The sequence below is a fragment of the Arthrobacter livingstonensis genome (assembly GCF_003219815.1).
GTDB lineage: Bacteria > Actinomycetota > Actinomycetes > Actinomycetales > Micrococcaceae > Specibacter > Specibacter livingstonensis.
Map to the genome: position 1 here is coordinate 37,486 of NZ_QJVD01000025.1, position 18,264 is coordinate 55,749.

General features: G+C 66.3%; 19 protein-coding genes and 3 tRNA genes. 7 read left to right on the forward strand and 15 right to left on the reverse strand.

The window, feature by feature from the left end:
- Window positions 1-85 precede the first annotated feature (85 nt).
- The 13 genes from CVV68_RS18445 to CVV68_RS18505 form a co-directional block, all read right to left on the reverse strand.
- A complete protein-coding gene (locus CVV68_RS18445; protein WP_110502463.1) occupies window positions 86-343 on the reverse strand; it encodes a hypothetical protein in 258 nt (85 codons plus the stop codon).
- Window positions 344-1,222, reverse strand: a complete 879-nt coding sequence (locus CVV68_RS18450) for a carbohydrate ABC transporter permease (RefSeq protein ID WP_110502464.1) — start codon at window positions 1,220-1,222, stop codon at window positions 344-346.
- A gap of 1 nt (window position 1,223) precedes the next feature.
- Complete coding sequence (locus tag CVV68_RS18455; RefSeq protein ID WP_211320912.1) at window positions 1,224-2,243, reverse strand: carbohydrate ABC transporter permease; 1,020 nt, start codon at window positions 2,241-2,243, stop codon at window positions 1,224-1,226.
- Between the two features lie 138 nt (window positions 2,244-2,381).
- The gene (locus CVV68_RS18460) at window positions 2,382-3,680 is read right to left on the reverse strand and encodes an ABC transporter substrate-binding protein (protein ID WP_110502466.1); all 1,299 of its coding nucleotides are present in this window, start codon (window positions 3,678-3,680) and stop codon (window positions 2,382-2,384) included.
- A 310-nt stretch (window positions 3,681-3,990) separates the two neighbouring features.
- Window positions 3,991-4,407, reverse strand: coding sequence for a hypothetical protein (locus CVV68_RS18465; RefSeq protein WP_110502467.1), 417 nt, complete (start codon window positions 4,405-4,407; stop codon window positions 3,991-3,993).
- 66 nt (window positions 4,408-4,473) lie between these two features.
- Window positions 4,474-5,091 carry a hypothetical protein gene (locus CVV68_RS18470; protein WP_110502468.1) on the reverse strand — a complete coding sequence of 206 codons (618 nt, stop codon included), beginning with the start codon at window positions 5,089-5,091 and terminating at the stop codon, window positions 4,474-4,476.
- On the reverse strand, window positions 5,088-5,663 hold the full coding sequence (locus tag CVV68_RS18475; RefSeq protein WP_146238956.1) for a DUF6286 domain-containing protein: 576 nt from the start codon (window positions 5,661-5,663) through the stop codon (window positions 5,088-5,090). The genes CVV68_RS18470 and CVV68_RS18475 overlap by 4 nt, the downstream gene beginning before the upstream one ends.
- Window positions 5,660-6,022: a hypothetical protein gene (locus CVV68_RS18480; RefSeq protein ID WP_110502488.1), complete on the reverse strand. Its 363-nt coding sequence runs from the start codon at window positions 6,020-6,022 to the stop codon at window positions 5,660-5,662. Before CVV68_RS18480 ends, CVV68_RS18475 begins: the two co-directional genes overlap by 4 nt.
- Window positions 6,023-6,039: 17 nt before the next feature.
- Window positions 6,040-6,231 (reverse strand): hypothetical protein, encoded by a 192-nt coding sequence (locus CVV68_RS18485; protein ID WP_110502470.1) that lies wholly within the window; start codon window positions 6,229-6,231, stop codon window positions 6,040-6,042.
- Window positions 6,228-6,737: an Asp23/Gls24 family envelope stress response protein gene (locus tag CVV68_RS18490; protein ID WP_110502471.1), complete on the reverse strand. Its 510-nt coding sequence runs from the start codon at window positions 6,735-6,737 to the stop codon at window positions 6,228-6,230. The genes CVV68_RS18485 and CVV68_RS18490 overlap by 4 nt, the downstream gene beginning before the upstream one ends.
- Before the next feature lie 316 nt (window positions 6,738-7,053).
- Window positions 7,054-7,129, reverse strand: a tRNA-Phe gene (locus tag CVV68_RS18495).
- Window positions 7,130-7,190: 61 nt separating this feature from the next.
- Window positions 7,191-7,264: transfer RNA gene (locus CVV68_RS18500), tRNA-Asp, on the reverse strand.
- Between the two features lie 104 nt (window positions 7,265-7,368).
- Window positions 7,369-7,441 (reverse strand) — tRNA-Glu (locus tag CVV68_RS18505).
- Between the two features lie 147 nt (window positions 7,442-7,588).
- On the opposite strand from CVV68_RS18505, the gene CVV68_RS18510 reads away from it, so the two are divergent.
- Window positions 7,589-7,996: a metallopeptidase family protein gene (locus CVV68_RS18510; protein WP_245933639.1), complete on the forward strand. Its 408-nt coding sequence runs from the start codon at window positions 7,589-7,591 to the stop codon at window positions 7,994-7,996.
- Between the two features lie 217 nt (window positions 7,997-8,213).
- Entirely contained in the window at window positions 8,214-9,695 is a 1,482-nt protein-coding gene (locus CVV68_RS24680; protein WP_110502472.1) for a C40 family peptidase, read from the forward strand.
- A gap of 443 nt (window positions 9,696-10,138) precedes the next feature.
- On the opposite strand, the gene CVV68_RS18520 is transcribed toward CVV68_RS24680, so the two are convergent.
- Window positions 10,139-11,128, reverse strand: coding sequence for a universal stress protein (locus CVV68_RS18520; RefSeq protein ID WP_110502473.1), 990 nt, complete (start codon window positions 11,126-11,128; stop codon window positions 10,139-10,141).
- Window positions 11,129-11,359: 231 nt separating this feature from the next.
- Between CVV68_RS18520 and CVV68_RS18525 the strand changes: the two genes are divergently transcribed.
- From CVV68_RS18525 to CVV68_RS18535, 3 genes are all read left to right on the forward strand, one after another.
- The gene (locus CVV68_RS18525; RefSeq protein WP_245933640.1) at window positions 11,360-12,670 is read left to right on the forward strand and encodes an alanine racemase; all 1,311 of its coding nucleotides are present in this window, start codon (window positions 11,360-11,362) and stop codon (window positions 12,668-12,670) included.
- Window positions 12,667-13,974, forward strand: coding sequence for a D-arabinono-1,4-lactone oxidase (locus CVV68_RS18530; protein ID WP_110502474.1), 1,308 nt, complete (start codon window positions 12,667-12,669; stop codon window positions 13,972-13,974). The genes CVV68_RS18525 and CVV68_RS18530 overlap by 4 nt, the downstream gene beginning before the upstream one ends.
- A 72-nt stretch (window positions 13,975-14,046) precedes the next feature.
- Window positions 14,047-14,679: an NAD(P)/FAD-dependent oxidoreductase gene (locus tag CVV68_RS18535; protein ID WP_245933641.1), complete on the forward strand. Its 633-nt coding sequence runs from the start codon at window positions 14,047-14,049 to the stop codon at window positions 14,677-14,679.
- Here CVV68_RS18535 and CVV68_RS18540 read toward each other — a convergent pair.
- Window positions 14,676-15,332, reverse strand: coding sequence for a copper resistance CopC family protein (locus CVV68_RS18540; RefSeq protein ID WP_245933642.1), 657 nt, complete (start codon window positions 15,330-15,332; stop codon window positions 14,676-14,678). The two genes, CVV68_RS18535 and CVV68_RS18540, sit on opposite strands and share 4 nt — an antisense overlap.
- A gap of 267 nt (window positions 15,333-15,599) precedes the next feature.
- Between CVV68_RS18540 and CVV68_RS18545 the strand changes: the two genes are divergently transcribed.
- Window positions 15,600-17,054: an NCS2 family permease gene (locus CVV68_RS18545; RefSeq protein ID WP_110502475.1), complete on the forward strand. Its 1,455-nt coding sequence runs from the start codon at window positions 15,600-15,602 to the stop codon at window positions 17,052-17,054.
- A gap of 178 nt (window positions 17,055-17,232) precedes the next feature.
- Window positions 17,233-18,210, forward strand: a complete 978-nt coding sequence (hutG, locus tag CVV68_RS18550; RefSeq protein WP_110502493.1) for a formimidoylglutamase — start codon at window positions 17,233-17,235, stop codon at window positions 18,208-18,210.
- Window positions 18,211-18,264: the final 54 nt, after the last annotated feature.

The following is an 18,264-nucleotide window of genomic DNA, read 5'->3' on the forward strand; positions in this document are numbered from 1 at the left end:
TGAATCCAACGCGGTGGGTCCGCCCGCCGCCGTGCAGAAGCGGACCGCCGCGACGCTGATTCAGGCACGACGGCGGCCCGCCCGCTCAGCGGGGGCGCCGGGCCGTGCGGGCAGGCAGTTTCCGGCGCAGCCTGACCATGCCCCACAGCCCCAACACCAGGGCCAGGAGTCCCATGGCCCACAGCAGCGCCGGCTGTCCGGTCACCTCCATCCAGACGGTGACGGCAAGAACCACCAGTGCCCAAAACCCCAGAAACCCGATGATCAGATCAAAGTCCTCGGCGCTGCGCTGCCGGGATGCGGGAGCATGAAGTCCGGAATCCTTCTGCTTGCGGGGGCCCATCTACTTCACCGCCCCGGCCGTCAGGCCGGCCACGATCTTGCGCTGGAACACCAGCACCAGGATCACCAGCGGGATGGTCACCACGGTTCCGGCGGCCATGACGGCCGTATACGGTTCCTGGTGCGGCTGCGAACCGGCAAAGTAGGCGATGGCCACCGTGACGGTCTTCGTGGCCTCGCTGGAAAGCTGGCTCGCAATGAGGAACTCGTTCCACGCCCCAATAAAGGCCAGGATGGCCGTGGTGAAGACAGCGGGAGCTGCCAGCGGCATGATGACCTTGCGGAACGCCTCACCCTGGGTGCAGCCATCGATCCGGGCCGCTTCCTCCAGCTCCCACGGCATTTCGCGGAAGAAGGACGTCAGCGTGTAGACCGTCAGCGGCAGCACGAAGGAGATGTTCGGAATGATCAGCGCCTGGTAGGTACCCATCCAGCCAATGTTGGTGAACAGCTGGAACAGCGGGGTCACGATGGCGACACCGGGAAACATCGAGGCACCGAGCACAAAACCAAGCACCAGGAACTTAAAGCGGAACTCCAGCCGGGCCAGCGCATAGGCGGCAAACACGCCGAACAGCAGGGCGACAGCCGTGGTCACGCTGGAGACAATCAGCGAGTTCAGCAGGTTCTGCGCAAAGTGGTTGCCCAGGCTTTCAGAGAACACCGTGGTGAAGTTGTCCCAGGTGACATGCGTGAACCAGGGGGTCGGATCGAAGGTGTAGCCGACGTCCCTGAAGGCGGTGACCAGCATCCAATAAAACGGCAGCAGACACCAAATGAGGATGATCGCCGCGCTGATGTAGGTGCGAGAGCTGGACCAGCGCTCCCTCCGGCGGGCAACCGACTTTGCCGCCGACGGATCTAGGGTTGCAACACTCATCTCACTTCGCCTTTCCCGAGTTGGTGGCCGATTCGACGGCATTGGCCCCCAGGAAGCGGACAAAAATGAACGCCACAATGAAGATGATCAGGAACGTGATGGTGGACAGTGCCGCGGCCGAGTTGAAGCCGATCCGGATCTGGTTCACCACCAGGATGGAAAGGGTTGTTGTCCCGTTGGCGCCTGCCGTCATGATGGCCGGAAGGTCGTACATGCGCAGGGCGTCCAGCGTGCGGAACAGGATCGCCACCATCAGGGCCGGCTTGACCAGCGGAAGCGTGATCTGGGTGAACCGCTGCCAGGCGGTGGCGCCGTCGACCTTGGCCGCCTCGTAGACGTCGTTCGGGATCATTTGCAGGCCCGCCAGGATCAACAATGCCATGAACGGCGTCGTCTTCCAGACGTCCGCAATGATGATGGCAGCCCGGGCGGGACCCTCGGAGCCCGTCCACAGGATGGAGGTATGGAAGAGGGTGTTGGCAATGCCGTCAAAGGCAAAGATAAAGAACCACAGCTTGGCGGTCACGGCGGTCGGGATGGCCCACGGCACCAGGACCGCGGCGCGCAGGGCGCTGCGTCCGCGGAACGTCCGGGACATGATGATTGCCATCCAAAAACCGATCACGGTTTCCAGCGCCACGGTAATGACGGTGAGCAGGAACGTGGTGCCGGTGGCCGACCAGAACTGCGAGCCGAGGGTGCCGGCAGGGCAGGAAGCCTGGCCCGTGGGGGTGTTGCACTGCTGGAAGATCCAGTGGATGTAGTTATACAGGCCGGCGAATCCGCCGGCCACGAAGGAACCCGTCACGGGGTCCAGGCCTTGGTCCTTCTGCAGCGACATGACGATGGCGTCGATGACCGGGTAGACAATCACGATGCCAAGCACAATCAGCGACGGAATGATCAGCAGCGCTGCTGCACGTCCCTGCGTCTTTTGCTTCCGGTCCTGCCCGACTTCCTTGTTCTCCAGTCCCGTCCCTGGGTCCTTCTTGCCGCGACGGGTCAGCGGCTCCGCTTGCATTGACATGCCCCAGTCCTTTCCTCGGGTGCCGATTGCATGGGTGGTTGGGAAGGACGACGGCGGCCCGGGCACCCAGGTGCGCGGGCCGCCGTCGTCCTCAAATTGCCGTGTACCGGCTGGTTACGGCGTGTCGCCGGCCTACTGCGAACCGGCCGCCGCGAGGGCCGCCTGCATGTCGGTCATGGCCTGGTCAACGCTTTTGTCACCCTTCAGGGCCGCGTAGGCGTTGATTTGGACCGCCTGGGTCACTGCCGGGTAGAACGGCGAGACCGGACGGGGCACGGCGTTCTTGATGGACGTCAGCAGGACCGGCAGGTATGGCAGCTGCTTGACCAGGCCGGCGTCGGCATACAGGGACTCGCGGACCGGGGCCAGCGAACCCTGCGTGGCGTAGAACTTCTCGGTTTCCTCGCTGGTCATGAACTTCATGAAGTCCATGGCCGTCGCCTTGTGCTTGCTGTACACGCTCATGGCGATGTTGTGCCCGCCCAGTGAGGAAGCGCCGGGTCCGTCCTTGCCGGGGAGAGGTGCGATCCCGAACTTGTCCTTGACCACGGACGAACCGTCAGTCTTGGCCAGGTTGTACACATAGGGCCAGTTGCGCAGGAACAGCAGCTTGCCGGCCTCAAAGGACTGGCGGCCCTGCTCCTCCTGGTAGGTGATGGCCTGCTTGGGGATGTTGCCGTCCTTGAATGCCTGGACCAGGTTGGTCAGCCCGGCCTTGGCTTCCGGCGTGTTCACAGCCGGCTTGCCGTCCTTGTCCACGATGACCCCACCGGCGGTGTTAATGGCCTCTGCGGCGTTGACGGTCAGGCCCTCGTACTGGGCAAACTGGCCTGCGTAGCAGTCAATGCCCTTGGCCTTGGCGATGGAGCACATGCCCATCATCTCGTCCCAGGTCTTGGGCGGGGTGGGAACCAGGTCCTTGCGGTAGTAAAGGATTCCGCCGTCGGACGTCTGCGGGGCCGCGTAAAGCGTGTCCTTGTAGGTGGCCGTGGCCACCGTGGCCGGCAGGAAGCCGGTGGTGTCGAAGGCCGTCTTGTCCTTCAGCGGCTGCAGCCAGCCCTTGGCCGCGAACTCCGCCGTCCAGACAACGTCCACGTCGACGACGTCGTAGCCGGCATTTTTGGCCTGGAAGTTCTGCACCAGGTCGTCGTGCTGCTGATCCGCCTTGTCCGACTGCTCCTTGAAGGTGACCTGTTCATTCTTGTGGGCCGGGTCCGCATTCCATTTGTCCACGAGCGGGCGGACGACGTTCGAATTGTCCTTGCCCTGGACATAGGTGATGGGTCCGCGCCCGTCCAGGTTGGCGCCCGCGTCGCCGCTGAGCCCGCCTGCGGTCGAGCCGCCACCGCTGCCACCGCCGCCGCAGGCCGCCAGCGTCATCGCCAGGACCGACACCGCCGCCAATGAAGCAAACTTCCTTGAATGTCTCATTCCACGCTCTTTCCCGTCGGTGAAAACTTGCAACTGTGAAATTACCGAACCCGTGCAACAGTCCGGCGTATTGGTGATGGGGATCACTCTAGGCATGCGGCACGGCGGAGTGCAAGCGCTTACGCACAATTGTGACCATTTCATTATCCGGGCCCACCTCACGGATCTCCGGGCCCCTCCTTCGCAAGCCGCGCCGCCACCCGCCCGCCGCATCCCGTGAAAGAAAAATCCCGTGAAAGAAAAAGGGGAGGGCGGCCGGCGCCCAGTTTCCCGGACCCCGGCCACCCTCCCTTGGAAAGGGGTTCGGCGGCTACTTCCCGTGCTTGAAGATCCCTGCGATCTTGGCGCCAAGTCCCTTGGCGTTGCCCACTGCATCCTCGGCGAAGTGCTTGACGTTCTCCGCGGCCTCTTCGGTGAATTCCTTCATGTTCCCGGCAGCGTCATCTGCGAATTCCTTGATGTTCCCGCCCGCGTCGCCGGCAAAGTCCTTGGCCTTCTCCGCAGCATCGCCGGCAAAGTCCTTGGCCTTCTCCGCAGCATCGCCGGCAAAGTCCTTGGCCTTCTCCGCAGCATCGCCGGCAAAGTCCTTGGCCTTCTCCGCAGCATCGCCGGCAAAGTCCTTGGCCTTCTCCGCAGCATCGCCGGCAAAGTCCTTGGCCTTCTCCGCAGCATCGCCGGCAAAGTCCTTGGCCGAATCCAGCGGGTTTCCTGCGTTGTTCTCGCTCATGTGGTTCTCCCTCTTTTCGATCTGGCGGCCCCGGCGCTGAGCCGGCTGGTGGTGGTGAACTGAAGACTAGCGGACCCGTTCGGCTTTCGTGAACCGTGACCTGGCGCCGGACCCGATGCTCACCAGCACCGGAACCTGCAGGCCCAGCAGCGCGTCCAGGGCATCGACCAGGGAGCCAATGTCCGCGGCAACTTCCTGGGGGGCGACGCCCTGGCGTGGAAGGACCCGGACGCGCACGCACGCCTGTCCGCGGAAGTCATAACTCGTCACGGACACTCCCGTCAGGTCCCCGCGTTCCAGAAGGGCCGCCTTGAGGGATTGCTCGGCAACGGCGGAGCTGAGGGCCACCTTGCCGACGGCAGCGTCGTCGTCGGTTCCGTCGCGCTGGAACAGGATGTTGGTGCGCCCCTTTCCCTGGTTGGCCACCCAAGTCACCATGGACACCACCACCACCAGCAGGCAGGCGGCCACGACCAGCCAGATCCAGCTGCCGCTGCCCGGGGCCAGACGGGTCCGGGCGGCTAGCTCGCCCAGCCACTGGACCTGCGGCCCGGCCCATTGCTGCCACCAGCGCGCAACGGACGGAACCGCGACCAGGACGGCCAGCGCCGCGCCCAGCGCCAGCAGCAACAGTCCGGTGAGCACCAGCAGGAACCTGTTAAGACCGCGCGGCGTGCCGTTCATACGCCCACCACCCCGCTTCCGGAGAGCTTGACGGTCACTTCCGGTGCCGGTTCCAGCGCCATGGCTGCCAGCTCCGCCTCCACGGCGGCACGGATGTGTGACTCCTCAAGGCGGATGCCGGACGTCGGACGGACGTTGACCTGCACCGCCCGGGCCGACACCACCACCATGACCTGCTCGCGCGTCACCCCGGCAGCGAGCCTTGCCCGCTTTGCCAACGCCGAGGCGATGACCTCGTCATCTACCACAATGGCGATGCGGGGATCCGGAATGATGTGCCGGGCGCGCCGGCCCGGCAGCACGGCGTAGGCCAGGAAAATCAGTCCAACCAACAACAACAGGACACCAATGGCGCCCAGCAGCATCGGCTCGATGCCTTCGGGCAGCCCGGCAAGGCGCTGCGCGAACGCAAGCGGGTCGATCAGCCACGGCGGCTGGCCCACGGCCCGCAAAATGGCCTCCAACAGGCCGTAGACGGCCAGCAGCGTCATCAGGATCGCGGCCACCACGGACAACCGGGCCCTCGAGGAATGCGTTTCACGCTTGAGGATGCGCGGGGTCAACTCACTCATTGAACGCGCCCTTCGTCAGTGGAATGGATGCCGGATATGCGGATGTCGACGCGGCTGAGTTGCGAGCCCGTGAGGTGTTCCACTTGCGTCAGGATGCCCGACTTCGCCGCCGCTGCCCGGTCCGCAACATTTCCGCCCGTGCGGGCAACACGGTCCGGATCCCTCCGCACCGCAGCCAGGGAGGGCACACTGATCGGCGAGGAAACAGACAGCGCCAGCGAACCGGCGTCGTCCGCCCAGGACACGCGCACAGAGGAGGGCGCGACGCCAAAAACCCCGGCGGCCGCAGCCCGGGCCACCGACGTCAACGCCTGGGTGCTGATCCGGGTGTGCCCTGAAAGCTCACGTTCGGCGCTCACGGCAGTGCCCGTTTCCGTCACGACGAAGAGCGCCGGCCGGTGAGGGCGTCCAGCACCCCGCGCCAGTCGAGCCTGCCTCCGGCGGCCCGGCCGACAAACGCACCAATGGCGATGAAAAGGGCGCCAATGATGAAGCCCCAGAAGCCAAATCTAAAGGCCATGTAGGCCAGGAAGGCGCCAAACCCGGCGCACACCACTGTCAGGTTCACGGCTGCCCTCCGTGGTTGGTTGCTACGGTCGCAGGCTTGCCCGCGGCGCCGTAGCGGTCGGCCAACTTGGGCCGGGACTGCTGCTTGTCTGCGTCGGCGGACGGAATGAAGACGTCGGTGATTTCAATGTTGACTTCGATGACGTCGCGTCCCACCAGTTCTTCCACCGCGGCATACACGGCGGCCCGGACGGTGTTGGCCAGGTTTTGCAGCGGGTAGCCGTAGAGGGCCATCATGACCAGGTCCACCGCCACCTGGGACTCCCCCACTTCCACCCGGACGCCCTGGGTCAGGTCGGTGGCTCCGACGACGTCCCGGATAGCGCCAATGGAGCGTGAGGCCCCCGAGCCAAGCGCGTGGACCCCTTCGACCCCGCGTGCCGCGACACCCACCACTTTGGCCACCGCGGTGTCCGAGATGATGGTGCGGCCTTGTGCGTAGTCGGGCTGTGCTTGGAATGCCCTTGGTGCTTGCGGTGTTTCCGACTGTTGGCTTGGCCCGTCCATGAAAGCTCCTTGTCGCGTTTCTTTTACGGTAAGCCTATGCATCGATAAGTTGGGGGGCAACGCCGGGCGGATTCGCGGTGGCGGACCACCGAGAGTACGGGCATGGTGTTTTACCCTGCCTTTACCCTGGTGTGCACGGCCATTTCTGTACTCTGGGGCAGTTCCGGGCGAGATTCCACTTCCTGGACCGGCATACCCTTACTCTCGAGGTCCTCCGTGGCGCGCCCAGTCACGGAGCTGCGACTTTGAACAATCGCCCGCTTGCGTCAGTGGGCGAAGACGCAAAAAAACCCCTTATCTCTAAGGGGTTTTCGTGTGGTGGCTCCGACCGGCGTCGATCCGGTGACCTTTCGATTTTCAGTCGAACGCTCTACCAACTGAGCTACAGAGCCTTGGTGAACTGCGAAAGCCTTTGTCACCAGATCCCCTGAAAGGCATTTCAGGAAACCTAAGCGACCCTGACGGGACTCGAACCCGCGACCTCCGCCGTGACAGGGCGGCGCGCTAACCAACTGCGCTACAGGGCCTTACATTGTTACTATATTTGTGTTGTTTTTCGCGCTTTCACGCGAAATTCACGAGTTATAGTTTAGCAGTATATTCAGGCTTGAATTACCACTGACTCGCAAAGTACCCCCAACGGGATTCGAACCCGTGCCGCCGCCGTGAAAGGGCGGTGTCCTAGGCCGCTAGACGATGGGGGCATCGTCACATGCATCCGGTCCGCAGATGCCTGCGTGCCGTCCGCAGTGGACTTCAAAAACTATAGGGCCTATTTGCCCAGAACACAAAACGGGCCGGGGCCTTGTGCCGTGGGACACACGCTGGGTGCCAAACACTAGGCTGAGGGCATGACCCGCGACCCACTGGCCTCCATTCCCTCCTTTGGCCCGCTTCGGATGGATGACGCTGATTTTGACGCCGCAGTGGAACAGGCTTTGGCCGCAATCCCCGCGGACATTAGCGCCCGGATGGACAATGTGGCAGTCTTTGTCGACGACGACTATATTCCCCGCGAAGGCGACGATCCCTCCACGGTACTGCTGGGCTTGTATGAGGGGACTCCGTTGACGGAACGTGATTCCTGGTGGGGCGCAGGTTCGCTGCCCGACCGCATCACCATTTACCGCACGCCCATCCTGGACATTTGTTCCTCGCGCAAGCAGGTTATCCACGAGGTCACCGTCACCGTGGTCCACGAGATCGCCCACCACTTCGGCATCAGCGACGAACGGCTGCATGAGCTGGGCTGGGGGTAGTTTCCCCGAGACCGCAGAAGGGCAAAAACGCCTAAATTACAGGGTTGTGGTTACATCGGTGTAGTTTGTGTTGCTGCTGTTACTGGTGTTGCCAAAGCGAACTCTGGGGCCGTAGTGTCGTCAGTGCTGTGTAAATATGCCTGCCATTTTTGGTGTGCGCTTGGCTGGATATGGTGCCAGGCATTTACCGAACCGATCTGCAATGAGGTCTTTGAGGATGCGCATTCCCTTCCTGGTACGCGGGACGACTGCTGCCGCATGTGCGGCGCTGGCTGCAACCGCCGTGCTCTCCCCCGCCGTGGCGGCCCCTGCCCAAGGCGCGGTTCCCACACGGACCGTTCCGGCGTCGTCGCTTGGAACCGCCGCATTCGGGAACGTGGCCATGGCACCAGCCATCCCCAGCTCCGACGACATAGCCAAGGCCAAGAAGTCCGAGGCGGCCACGGCGGAGGAATCCACCAGGATAGAGGCCCTTCTCGCTTCCGCCACGGACCGCCTGCAGGGATCGCTCGCGGGCACCGTTCGGGCCAGCGATGCCTACACGAACGCCCTGGTGGCCCTGAATCAGCGCCAAGCCGAGGCCGTCGCGGCCAAGGCCAAGTCCGACGCCGCCGCGAAGGAGTACAAGTCCGCCAAGGCCCAACTGGGCCAGCTGGCAGGGAACCTGTACAAGAACGGCGGGCTGAACCTGAGCATGCAGGCGTTCCTAGGCAATTCCACCGCCGACGACACGATGTACCAGGCGTCCACCCTGATGGCGCTGTCGACCGAGCGGGCCAACACGTTCGACTCCGCTGCAGCAGCCTCCTCAATCTCCGCCGCGTTGCGGGCGCAGGCCGCCGAGGCCCAAAGGGCGGCAGACAAGGCAGCCAGGACTGCCGACGACTCCAAGCGTGCGGCCCAAAGCGCCACCGACGCCATGACAGCCGTGGTGAAGGAAAACCAGACCCAGCGCGACGTCCTGCTCCAGCAGCTGGCAACGCTGCACAACACCACGGCTGCGCTGGAAGGCGCCCGGGTGGACGGCCTGGCGCAGAAGGCCCGCGAAGAGGCCCTGGCCCTGCAAATCAAGGAATCCGCCACTGCGCCGGCACCAGTGGCGCCAGCCGTCATGTCCCCCGCGGCACCGGCGAACCCCGGGAACGCCGCTCCCGCCAATACGCCGCAACAGCCTGCCGCGCCCGTCAGGACGACTCCTGCCGGGCCGGCACAACCCGCGCCGGCCCGGCCAGCACCCGCTCCGGCACCCGCGCCGGCTCCCGCGCCCGCCAAGCCGGCTCCCGCGCCGGCTCCCGCGCCCGCCAAGCCGGCCGGGTCCTCCATCCAGGTCATGGTCAACTACGCCATGTCCCAGAGCGGCAAGCCATACCAGTGGGGCGGCACCGGGAACCCGAGTTTTGACTGCTCCGGGCTGGTCCTGAAGTCGTTTGCGGCGGCCGGAATCTCGGTGCCGCGCACGGGATCCGCCCAGTTCTGGGCGGCGCCGCAGCGTGTCCCGTTGTCCCAGATGCGCTTTGGCGACCTGCTGGTCTTCAACGAATCCTCACCCGGATCGGGCCAATTTGACCACATCGCCATCTACATCGGCAACAACCAGGTGGTGCAGGCGCTGGGCCCCGGCTACCCGCTCGGGGTCTACTCGCTCTCAGACATGGCATTGGGCGGAATGCAACTGTTCGGCAGTGCCGCCCGGTACTGATTCCGGGCCACTCCGAGCGCACAGATCTGGCGGCCCGTCGCGGTCTGAGCGTCCCCTTTTGGGCGTCCGAACGTACAGCCGTGGTGACCCGGCGACGGCTTGAACCCGCCCGCGGCCTCCGAATGTACGGTTCTGGCGAGCTTCCCAGCGACAACGGTCGCCATAGCCGTACTCTGGGAAATTTTCCATTGGCCAAGTCGCCCAAAGTGTACTGTCGGCGGATTTCGGCAGATTCAAATACTGGACCCAAAGATTCGACCGTCAGCGCTCGGACGGCAGACGCTCCCTCCACCGAGGGGGCGTCAGCCACTGAGGGGGCGTCAGCCACTGAGGGGGCGTCAGCCACTGAGGGGGCGTCGTTCATCGAACCGCCGAGGGGCGTCCGGAAAAAGTGGCCGTTACCTGAGGGAGCGTTGGATCGAGACAGGACCGGCCGCGGCGAATCAGGCCTGCAGGAGCGGACCAAATGCTGCGCGGTCGCCCATGCGGGGGTCCTCGCGGTCCCTGACCACCATGATGGGGCCCTTGGCGTGGTGGCGGACACCATCGGTGGTGGAGCCAAGCATCATGCCGGCAAAGCCGCCGCGACCGCGGGTGCCCATGACCAACAGCTCCGAGGTTGCGGACGCCTTCACCAGGGCATCCACCGCGGAGCCCTCGACGAGCTGGATGTCCATGGGGAGTTGGGGGAAATGGTTCCGCAGCCACTTTTCACCGGCGTCCAGCTGCGTCTGGATCTCAGCAAACAACGCTTCGCGATCCACGGGGGCCGGCATCCAGGACAGCGACCCCGTGTACGGCTGCACCGCGCAAATGATGCGCAGCGACGATCCGGACCGCTCGGCCTGTTCGGCGGCCACCAGCACGGCGTACCGGGCCTGGTCCGAGCCGTCCACACCCACCGTGACAACCTTTTCAATGACCGACGCCGGGGCCTCGCCCAGGCGCGGGGCGCAGCTGAGCGGCACCGTCACCGTCGGGCATTTCGAGTGTGCCGGCAGGGCGGAGCTCACACTTCCCAGCAGGCGGCCGAGGAAGCCGCCGCGGCCGCGGGTGCCAAACACCAGCAGTTCGGCCGTCTCGCTCAGCTCGAGCAGGACGCCTGCGGCGTCGCCGTTTTCCACGCGGGCATCCAGCTCCACGCCCAGGTCCGCCACCTTGGCGGCCGCCTCGCGAAGGACAGCCTCGGCGCCTTGGCGGATGACGTCGTCGTCCACGGTGGCGTAACCGCCGTCGAGTCCCGAGGCTGCAAAGATCGGCACGGTGTAGGCAGTGACCAGGTGAAGCGGGGACTTGCGGGCACGGGCCTCGCGGGCGGCCCACACCACGGCGCAGTTGCTTTGATCGGACCCGTCAACCCCCACAACTATTCCGGTGGGGGCGGGGATGGGGTCGGGCTGGGCAACCGGGGAAGTTTGTTCTGGACTGCTCATGCTGCGCCTCCTAAGGTGAGTGGCCAAAAGGGGCGTGAAGACGGTTGTCCGCCTCCCCTTCGCGGCCTGTACTTGTGACTATTGCCCCTCCGCCTTGGTGCGTCAAGTTACACGCGCCGCCCCGGCGTGTATGTTTCCCCGAGCCCCGGCCACCGGCCACAATTTCTGCCGGAACGCAAGCCTTTGTGGCAGAGTGTGCACTGCAGGGCAACTACTCACAAGCGGGTGCCAATGATGAAACTTTCCGGGCCGGACGTGGCCCGCGGCCTGGCCGGGACGCTTCCCGCCGGCGCCGGGGCCGAGACCTGGCGCCTGGCCGATGCGGCCTGCGCCCGCATGCCCACCCCGCTCGCCGTGCTGGACCTTCCTGCCTTGTCCCGCAACGCCGGATCGCTGCTGAGCCGGGCACACGGGGTGCCCATCCGTGTGGCCAGCAAGTCCATCCGCAGCCGCGAGGTGCTGCGGGCAGTACTGGCCCAGGACGGCTACTCCGGGATCCTCGCGTTCACGCTCCCCGAGGCCCTCTGGCTCGCTGCCGATGATGCGTTCACTGACATCGTGGTGGCATATCCGACGGCGGACGGCCCGGCGCTGCGGGCCCTGGCCGGGGACCCGCTGGCGGCCTCCCGCGTGACGCTTATGGTGGATTCCGCCGAGCAGCTGGACTGGATGGAGGCATCGCTGGCGGACGTCCGTCGCGCGGCCCCGGTCCGGCTCTCCCTTGACCTCGACGCGTCGTGGCGGCCCAGCGTGGCCGGCCGGCCGGTGGGCCACATCGGCGTGCGCCGCTCCCCCGTCCGCAGCGGTGCCGACGCCGTGCGGCTGGCCCTGGACATCGCCTCCCGCACACAGGGCACCCGGAGGCTGTTCACCCTGGTGGGGCTCATGGCGTACGAGGCCCAGATTGCCGGCCTGCAGGACACCCCGCACACCGGCAACCGAGTGGCGGACCTGGCGAAGTCGCAGCTGCTCAAACAGATCCAGCGGTCCTCGATGGCGGAGGTGGCCGGGCGCCGCGGCGACGTGGTGGCGGCGCTGCGGAACGTGACAGAGCTTGAATTTGTCAACGGCGGGGGCACCGGAAGCCTGGAGCTGACGGCGGCGGACGGGTCCGTCACGGAGCTGGCGGCCGGCTCGGGGCTGTTTGGACCCACACTCTTTGACGGGTATTCGCGGTTCACCCCGGAGCCTGCCGTGGGATTTGCAGTGCCCGTGGTGCGACGGCCGGCTCCCGGCATGGTGACCGTGCTCGGCGGCGGCTGGATTGCGTCCGGACCGCACGGCGCGGACCGCTCCCCCGTGCCCGTCCATCCTCCCGGCCTTTCGCTGCTGGGCGCCGAGGGCGCCGGCGAGGTGCAGACGCCGCTGCGGGGCGCCGCCGCGGCCGGACTCCGCATCGGTGACAAGGTATGGTTCCGCCATGCCAAGTCCGGCGAGGTGTGCGAGCATGTGGACGCCCTGGAAGTGCTCGACGGCGGACACCGGGTGGGCACGGTGGGCACGGTGCCCACCTACCGCGGTGAAGGGAAGGCCTTCGTATGACCGGCTGGCACAATTGGGCCGGCGACCAGCGCTGCCGACCGGAGCAGGTGCGCCACCCGTCCACGGTGGCGGAGATTTCCGCCGTGGTGGCGGCGGCAGGCCGTGCCGGCACCACGGTCAAGGCCATCGGGGCCGGGCACAGCTTTACGGACATTGCCCTGACCAGCGGCGTGCAGCTGCACCTGGACGGCCTGACCGGACTGCAGTCCGTGGACCGGGCCGCCCGTCGGGCCACCTTCGCGGCGGGGACCCGGCTCCATGAGATCCCAGCGCTGCTTGCGCCGTACGGGCTGGCCATGGAGAATCTCGGTGACATCGACCGGCAGTCGCTGGCCGGCGCCATCTCCACCGGAACCCACGGCACCGGGCTGGCGTTTGGCGGCATCTCCACCCAGGTGGCCGCCTTGGAACTGGTCACCGGCACCGGTGCGGTGCTGCACTGCTCCGGGCACGAAAACCCCGCACTGTTTTCCGCCGCCCGCGTGGGGCTGGGCGCACTGGGGATCATCACCTCCGTGACGCTGCAGTGCGTGGACGCATTTACACTGCACGCGGTGGAGCGGGCGGAACCGCTGGCCGGCGTCCTCGACGGGCTGCTGGAACGCCAGAGAGCGGTGGACCACTTTGAGTTTTACTGGTTCCCCCACACGGGCACTGCGCTGACGAAGACCAACACACGCTTCCCGCCGGGCCAGGGGCCGGCGGGGGTGGAGCCGCTGACCGCAAGGGCACACCTGCTCGATGACGTGCTGGTCTCCAACAAGTTGTTTTCAGCCCTGTGCTCCCTGACGGGCAAGGTGCCCGCCGCGATTCCCCGCGTCAACGCAATGGCGGCGCACCTGACGGGCAACCGGGAGTTCGCCGACGTCTCACACAGGGTGTTCGCGAACGAGCGGACTGTCCGCTTCCGGGAGATGGAATACGCGCTGCCGCTTGCCGTGCTGCCGGACGTCCTGCGGGAGCTGGACGCCATGATCGGGCGCCGCGGATTCAACATCTCCTTCCCTCTGGAGGTGCGGTGCGCCGCGGCAGATGACATCCCGCTGTCCACGGCCAACGGCCGCGAAACCGGATACATTGCCGTCCACCAGCACCTGAAAACGGACGCCTTCGACTACTTCCGTGCAGCCGAGGAGATCTTCCGGGCCCACGGCGGGCGCCCGCACTGGGGCAAGTGGCACTTTCTCCATTCGGAGGACTTTGCCGGGCTCTATCCAGACTTCAAATTGTTCGGTAGTGTTCGGAATGTTGCCGATCCGCAACGCGTGTTTCGGAACACTTATTTGGATCGCGTACTCAGCTAAGCACCCACGGCGCAGCCCGCTCCCGGACCGCCGCCGTACGAAAGTTCTCCTACCGTTCGAGGAGGCATTGCCATGACGGCTGCGCCCGTTTTTGACGTGGCTGCGCCAACAGCCGCGCCCCTTCCGATCCTGACCGCGCGGCCCACGGAGGCCACCACCACCATTGTGATCGGGTCCGGATTTTCCGGCCTCGCCATGGCGGCGGAGTTGAACCGGCAGGGCATCAAGGCCATTGTGGTGGACTGCTCCGCCCCCAATCTGGCGGCGCCGGTGACCGGCGGCATCAGCCTGGACGCGATGGGCGAGCGGTCGGAGATTCTGCGCCTGCTGGAGCACTACGCCCACCGGCACGATTTGGACATCCGGCCCGCCACCCGCGCCCTGGGCATAAGGCACACACCGGCGGCAACCCCCGCCGGGCGCCAATGGGAGGTCCAGACCGCTACGGGTACTCTAACGGCGCACAGCATTGTCTTCACCCGCGGCGCGCTGAGCCAGCTGCGCCGGATGCTGCACAGTGTGGGCATCAGCACCGGCCAGGGCCTCGGCGCCGCCATGCATTCCCTGGGCCTGTACCTCATAGGCGTGGGCGAGCTGGCCGTTCCCACCACACAGGAAACACTGCACCAGGCCAAGCGGGCCGGAGCGTCCATCTCGGCCCGGGTGGCTTCCCGGAACACCGCCGCCGTGCCCGCTGCGGTTTAGTCTTCGGAACCGAGCCGGCGGCGTGCCACCACGATCATCGCCACGACCACCACAACCAGCACCCCGATCAGGCCGAACACGCTCCACGGAATGCCGCCGCTGTCGGGGGCGGGCTGTGACGCAGCCTCGCTGACCTGCTGCGCCGACTGGGCGGGCCCCGCCACGGCACCCGAGCTTGCTCCGCCCGCCGTCGCGGTGAACGTGAACACGCCTTCCACGGGATGCGAATCGGAGGAGACCAGGCGCCATTTCACCGTGTATTTGCCGGCCGGGGCGCCCGGCTTGAGCTGCTGTGTGGCGATGTTGTCCAGCACGGAAACCCCGCCCTGGGACCAGTTGGTGCCGGAGGCATCCACCACGTTGATCTGCGAGCCAATGGTGGCCGGCGTGTTGGACATGGTCAGCGTCACGAGTTCCGGCATGGACGCCACGGTGGAACCGTCAGCAGGCGAGGTCCCGTCAAGTTGGTCGTGCGCCAGGGCCGCCGTGGACCCTCCCACCAGTGCCATCAGCACGACGGCGGATGCCGCCAGGGCGCGCCACAGGACTTTGCTGCCGCGCACGCGGCCGGCAATGGCCGTCCTTTTCCTCACGGCAACCCGCGCCGGTGTCACGTTCGTCTCATTGGTCCGCAGCTCGGAAGGGAAATTCACGGCGATTGTTCCTTGGCTAGGCAAAAGGCTGGCACCCCACCCTAACGGAGGAACTTGGGAAGATCCTGCGGAGCCCGCGGGGCGGTGCCGCTTCACCGGGAGGACCCGGCGCACGGGGCGGGGACGGCGTCGTGCTTGGGGTGGGCTTAGGGCGCGCATAAGGATGGGGCAAAAACGCCCCGGACGCCCCGTGATGCCGGCGACCGTTTCCGGCTAGTATTTTCACGACTGGATTATCCTTTTTCTTCGCCCCGGAAGGCCACACCCATGGCAACAAAGACGGCTGTCCGCATGTCTGCGGTCGACAAGTACTTCATGATCACCGAGCGCGGCTCCAACTACTCACGCGAGATCCGCGGCGGCTTCGCCACCTTCTTTGCGATGAGCTACATCGTGGTCCTCAACCCGTTGATCCTTGGCGGCGCGGATTCCTCCGGGGACGTCCTGGGGCGGGCCCGGGTGGCCGCCATGACGGCGCTCGTGGCAGGCGTGCTGACCATCATCATGGGCGCGTGGGCGAAGCACCCGTTCGCGCTGGCAACAGGCCTGGGCGTGAATGCGTTCGTCGCGGTGACGGTGGCGTCCCATCCGGGCCTGAGCTGGCCGGACATGATGGGGCTGGTGGTGCTCTCCGGCATCACCATGTTCATCCTTGTCCTCACCGGCTTCCGCACCGCTGTGTTCAATGCCGTCCCGGCCGGGCTGAAGACGGCCATCGTGGTGGGGATCGGCCTTTTCATTGCGCTGATCGGCCTGGTCAACGCGGGCTTTGTGCGGCGCATCCCCGACGTGGCAGGCACCACCGTGCCGGTGGGCCTGGGCTTTGACGGCAAGCTGCTGGGCTGGCCCACCCTGGTGTTCGTGGTGGGCCTGGTGTTGACCATCGCCCTGGTGGTCCGCAAGGCCAAGGGCGCCATCCTGATCGGCATCATCGCCTCCACCCTGCTGGCCAACATCCTCCAGGCCGTGTTCAACATAGGCCCCAGCTTTGACGGCAAGACGGCCAACCCCGAGGGCTGGTCCCTGGTGGTGCCGAACTTCACCGGGCTGACCCCGCCGGACCTGAGCCTGTTCGGCAAGGTCAGCCTGTTTGGTTCCTTCTCCCACCTCGGAACCCTCGCGGCCCTGCTGCTGGCCTTCAGCATCCTGCTGAGCATCTTCTTTGACGCGATGGGCACCATGGTGGGCCTGGCCAACGAGGCGGGCACCGTGGACAAGGACGGAAACATCCCCAACGTTGACCGCGTGCTGCTCGTTGACGCGTTCGGCGCGATTGCCGGCGGCGGAACCTCGGTGTCCTCGAACCAGATCTTTGTGGAGTCCGGTGCGGGCATCGGCGAGGGAGCCCGCACTGGCCTGGCCTCGGTGGTCACCGGCCTGTTGCTAATCGTGGCCATGTTCTTCACCCCGCTGATCTCCCTGGTCCCGTTCGAGGCCGTTGCCCCCGCCCTGGTGGTGGTCGGCTTCATGATGGTCTCCCAGGTCGGCAAGATCGACTGGTCCGACTGGGGCATCGGCATCCCGGCATTCCTGACGTTCACGCTCATGCCGTTCACGTACTCCATCGCCAACGGCTTGGGTGCCGGCTTCATCGCGTATGTGCTGATCCGCCTTTTCCAGGGCCGCGCCCGGGAAATCCACCCGCTCATGTGGGCGGTGGCGTCCGCGTTCCTGATCTTCTTCGGAATCGGCCCGATCGAGCAGCTTTTCGGCATCAAGTAGTCCCCACGCCCTCCCCGGCCTCGTCCCTCGGTCGGGGCCCCTCGGACGTGTGGGACCAGCCGCGTCCTGCCTAGACCCACCCACACCCACACCGCTCTTTGAGGCGGCGTCTGCCATCACAGACGCCGCCTTTGCCATGCGGGTGGCAATTCCCGGGCGGCTGCTGTTGTCTGGAAGCATGGACTTCACTTCGCTCACCGTTGACACCCTCCCCGCCGCCTGGAACGGACGGAACGACGGCGACGGCGCGGCCCACCGGCGCTGGTGGCAGGGCGTCGCCACGCCGGGCGGGGACCTCGACGCGGCGTCGGCGGTGGCCCGCGAAAGCGCATCCTCCGCGGGGCCGGCCGCTCTCATGGGCTTCTGCTCCGACGAGGGCGTGCGGCGCAACAAGGGCCGCGTAGGCGCCGTGGCTGCCCCCGCCGCCATCCGCGCAGCCCTGGGGTCGCTGGCGTTCCATGGCGCCCGCGCCGTCACGGATGTGGGCGACGTGGTGGTCGCCGGGGACGCGCTGGAGGACGGCCAGGTCCGCGCCGGCCGCACCCTCACCGCCATGCTCGACGCCGGGCAGCTCACCTTTGTCCTCGGCGGCGGGCACGAAACCGCCTTTGCCAGCTACCTCGGCGTGGCCGGGACTGCGGCCGTGGCCAACGGCGCCCGGCTGGGCGTGCTGAACCTGGACGCCCACTTTGATCTTCGCGAAGCCCCTGTCCCCAGCTCCGGCACGCCGTTCCTGCAGATGGCCCGCGCCGAAGCCGCCGCCGGCCGCGACCTGAATTACGCCGTTGTCGGCATCAGCGAGCCCAACAACACGCGGGCGCTCTTCAACACGGCGCACGACCTGGACGTCAAGTACCTCCTGGACGAGGACTGCTCGGCGGAGCGGACGGCCGCGTTTGTGTCCGCGTTCCTGGAAACGGTGGACATTGTGTACCTGACCATCGACCTGGACGTGCTGCCCGCGGCCGTGGCGCCCGGCGTCAGCGCGCCGGCCGCGTACGGCGTGCCGCTGCCCGTCATCTCCGCCGTGTGCCGCCAGGTGGCGCAGAGTGGGAAGCTGTTCCACTTTGACGTGGCGGAACTCAATCCGGAGTTCGACATCGACAACCGCACGGCCAAGGTCGCAGCCCGGCTCGTGGACACGCTTCTGCGCTAACTCGAAGGCGGCGGATCCGGTATTTTTCCGTCCGGCTTTCCGGTCCTCGGCCGC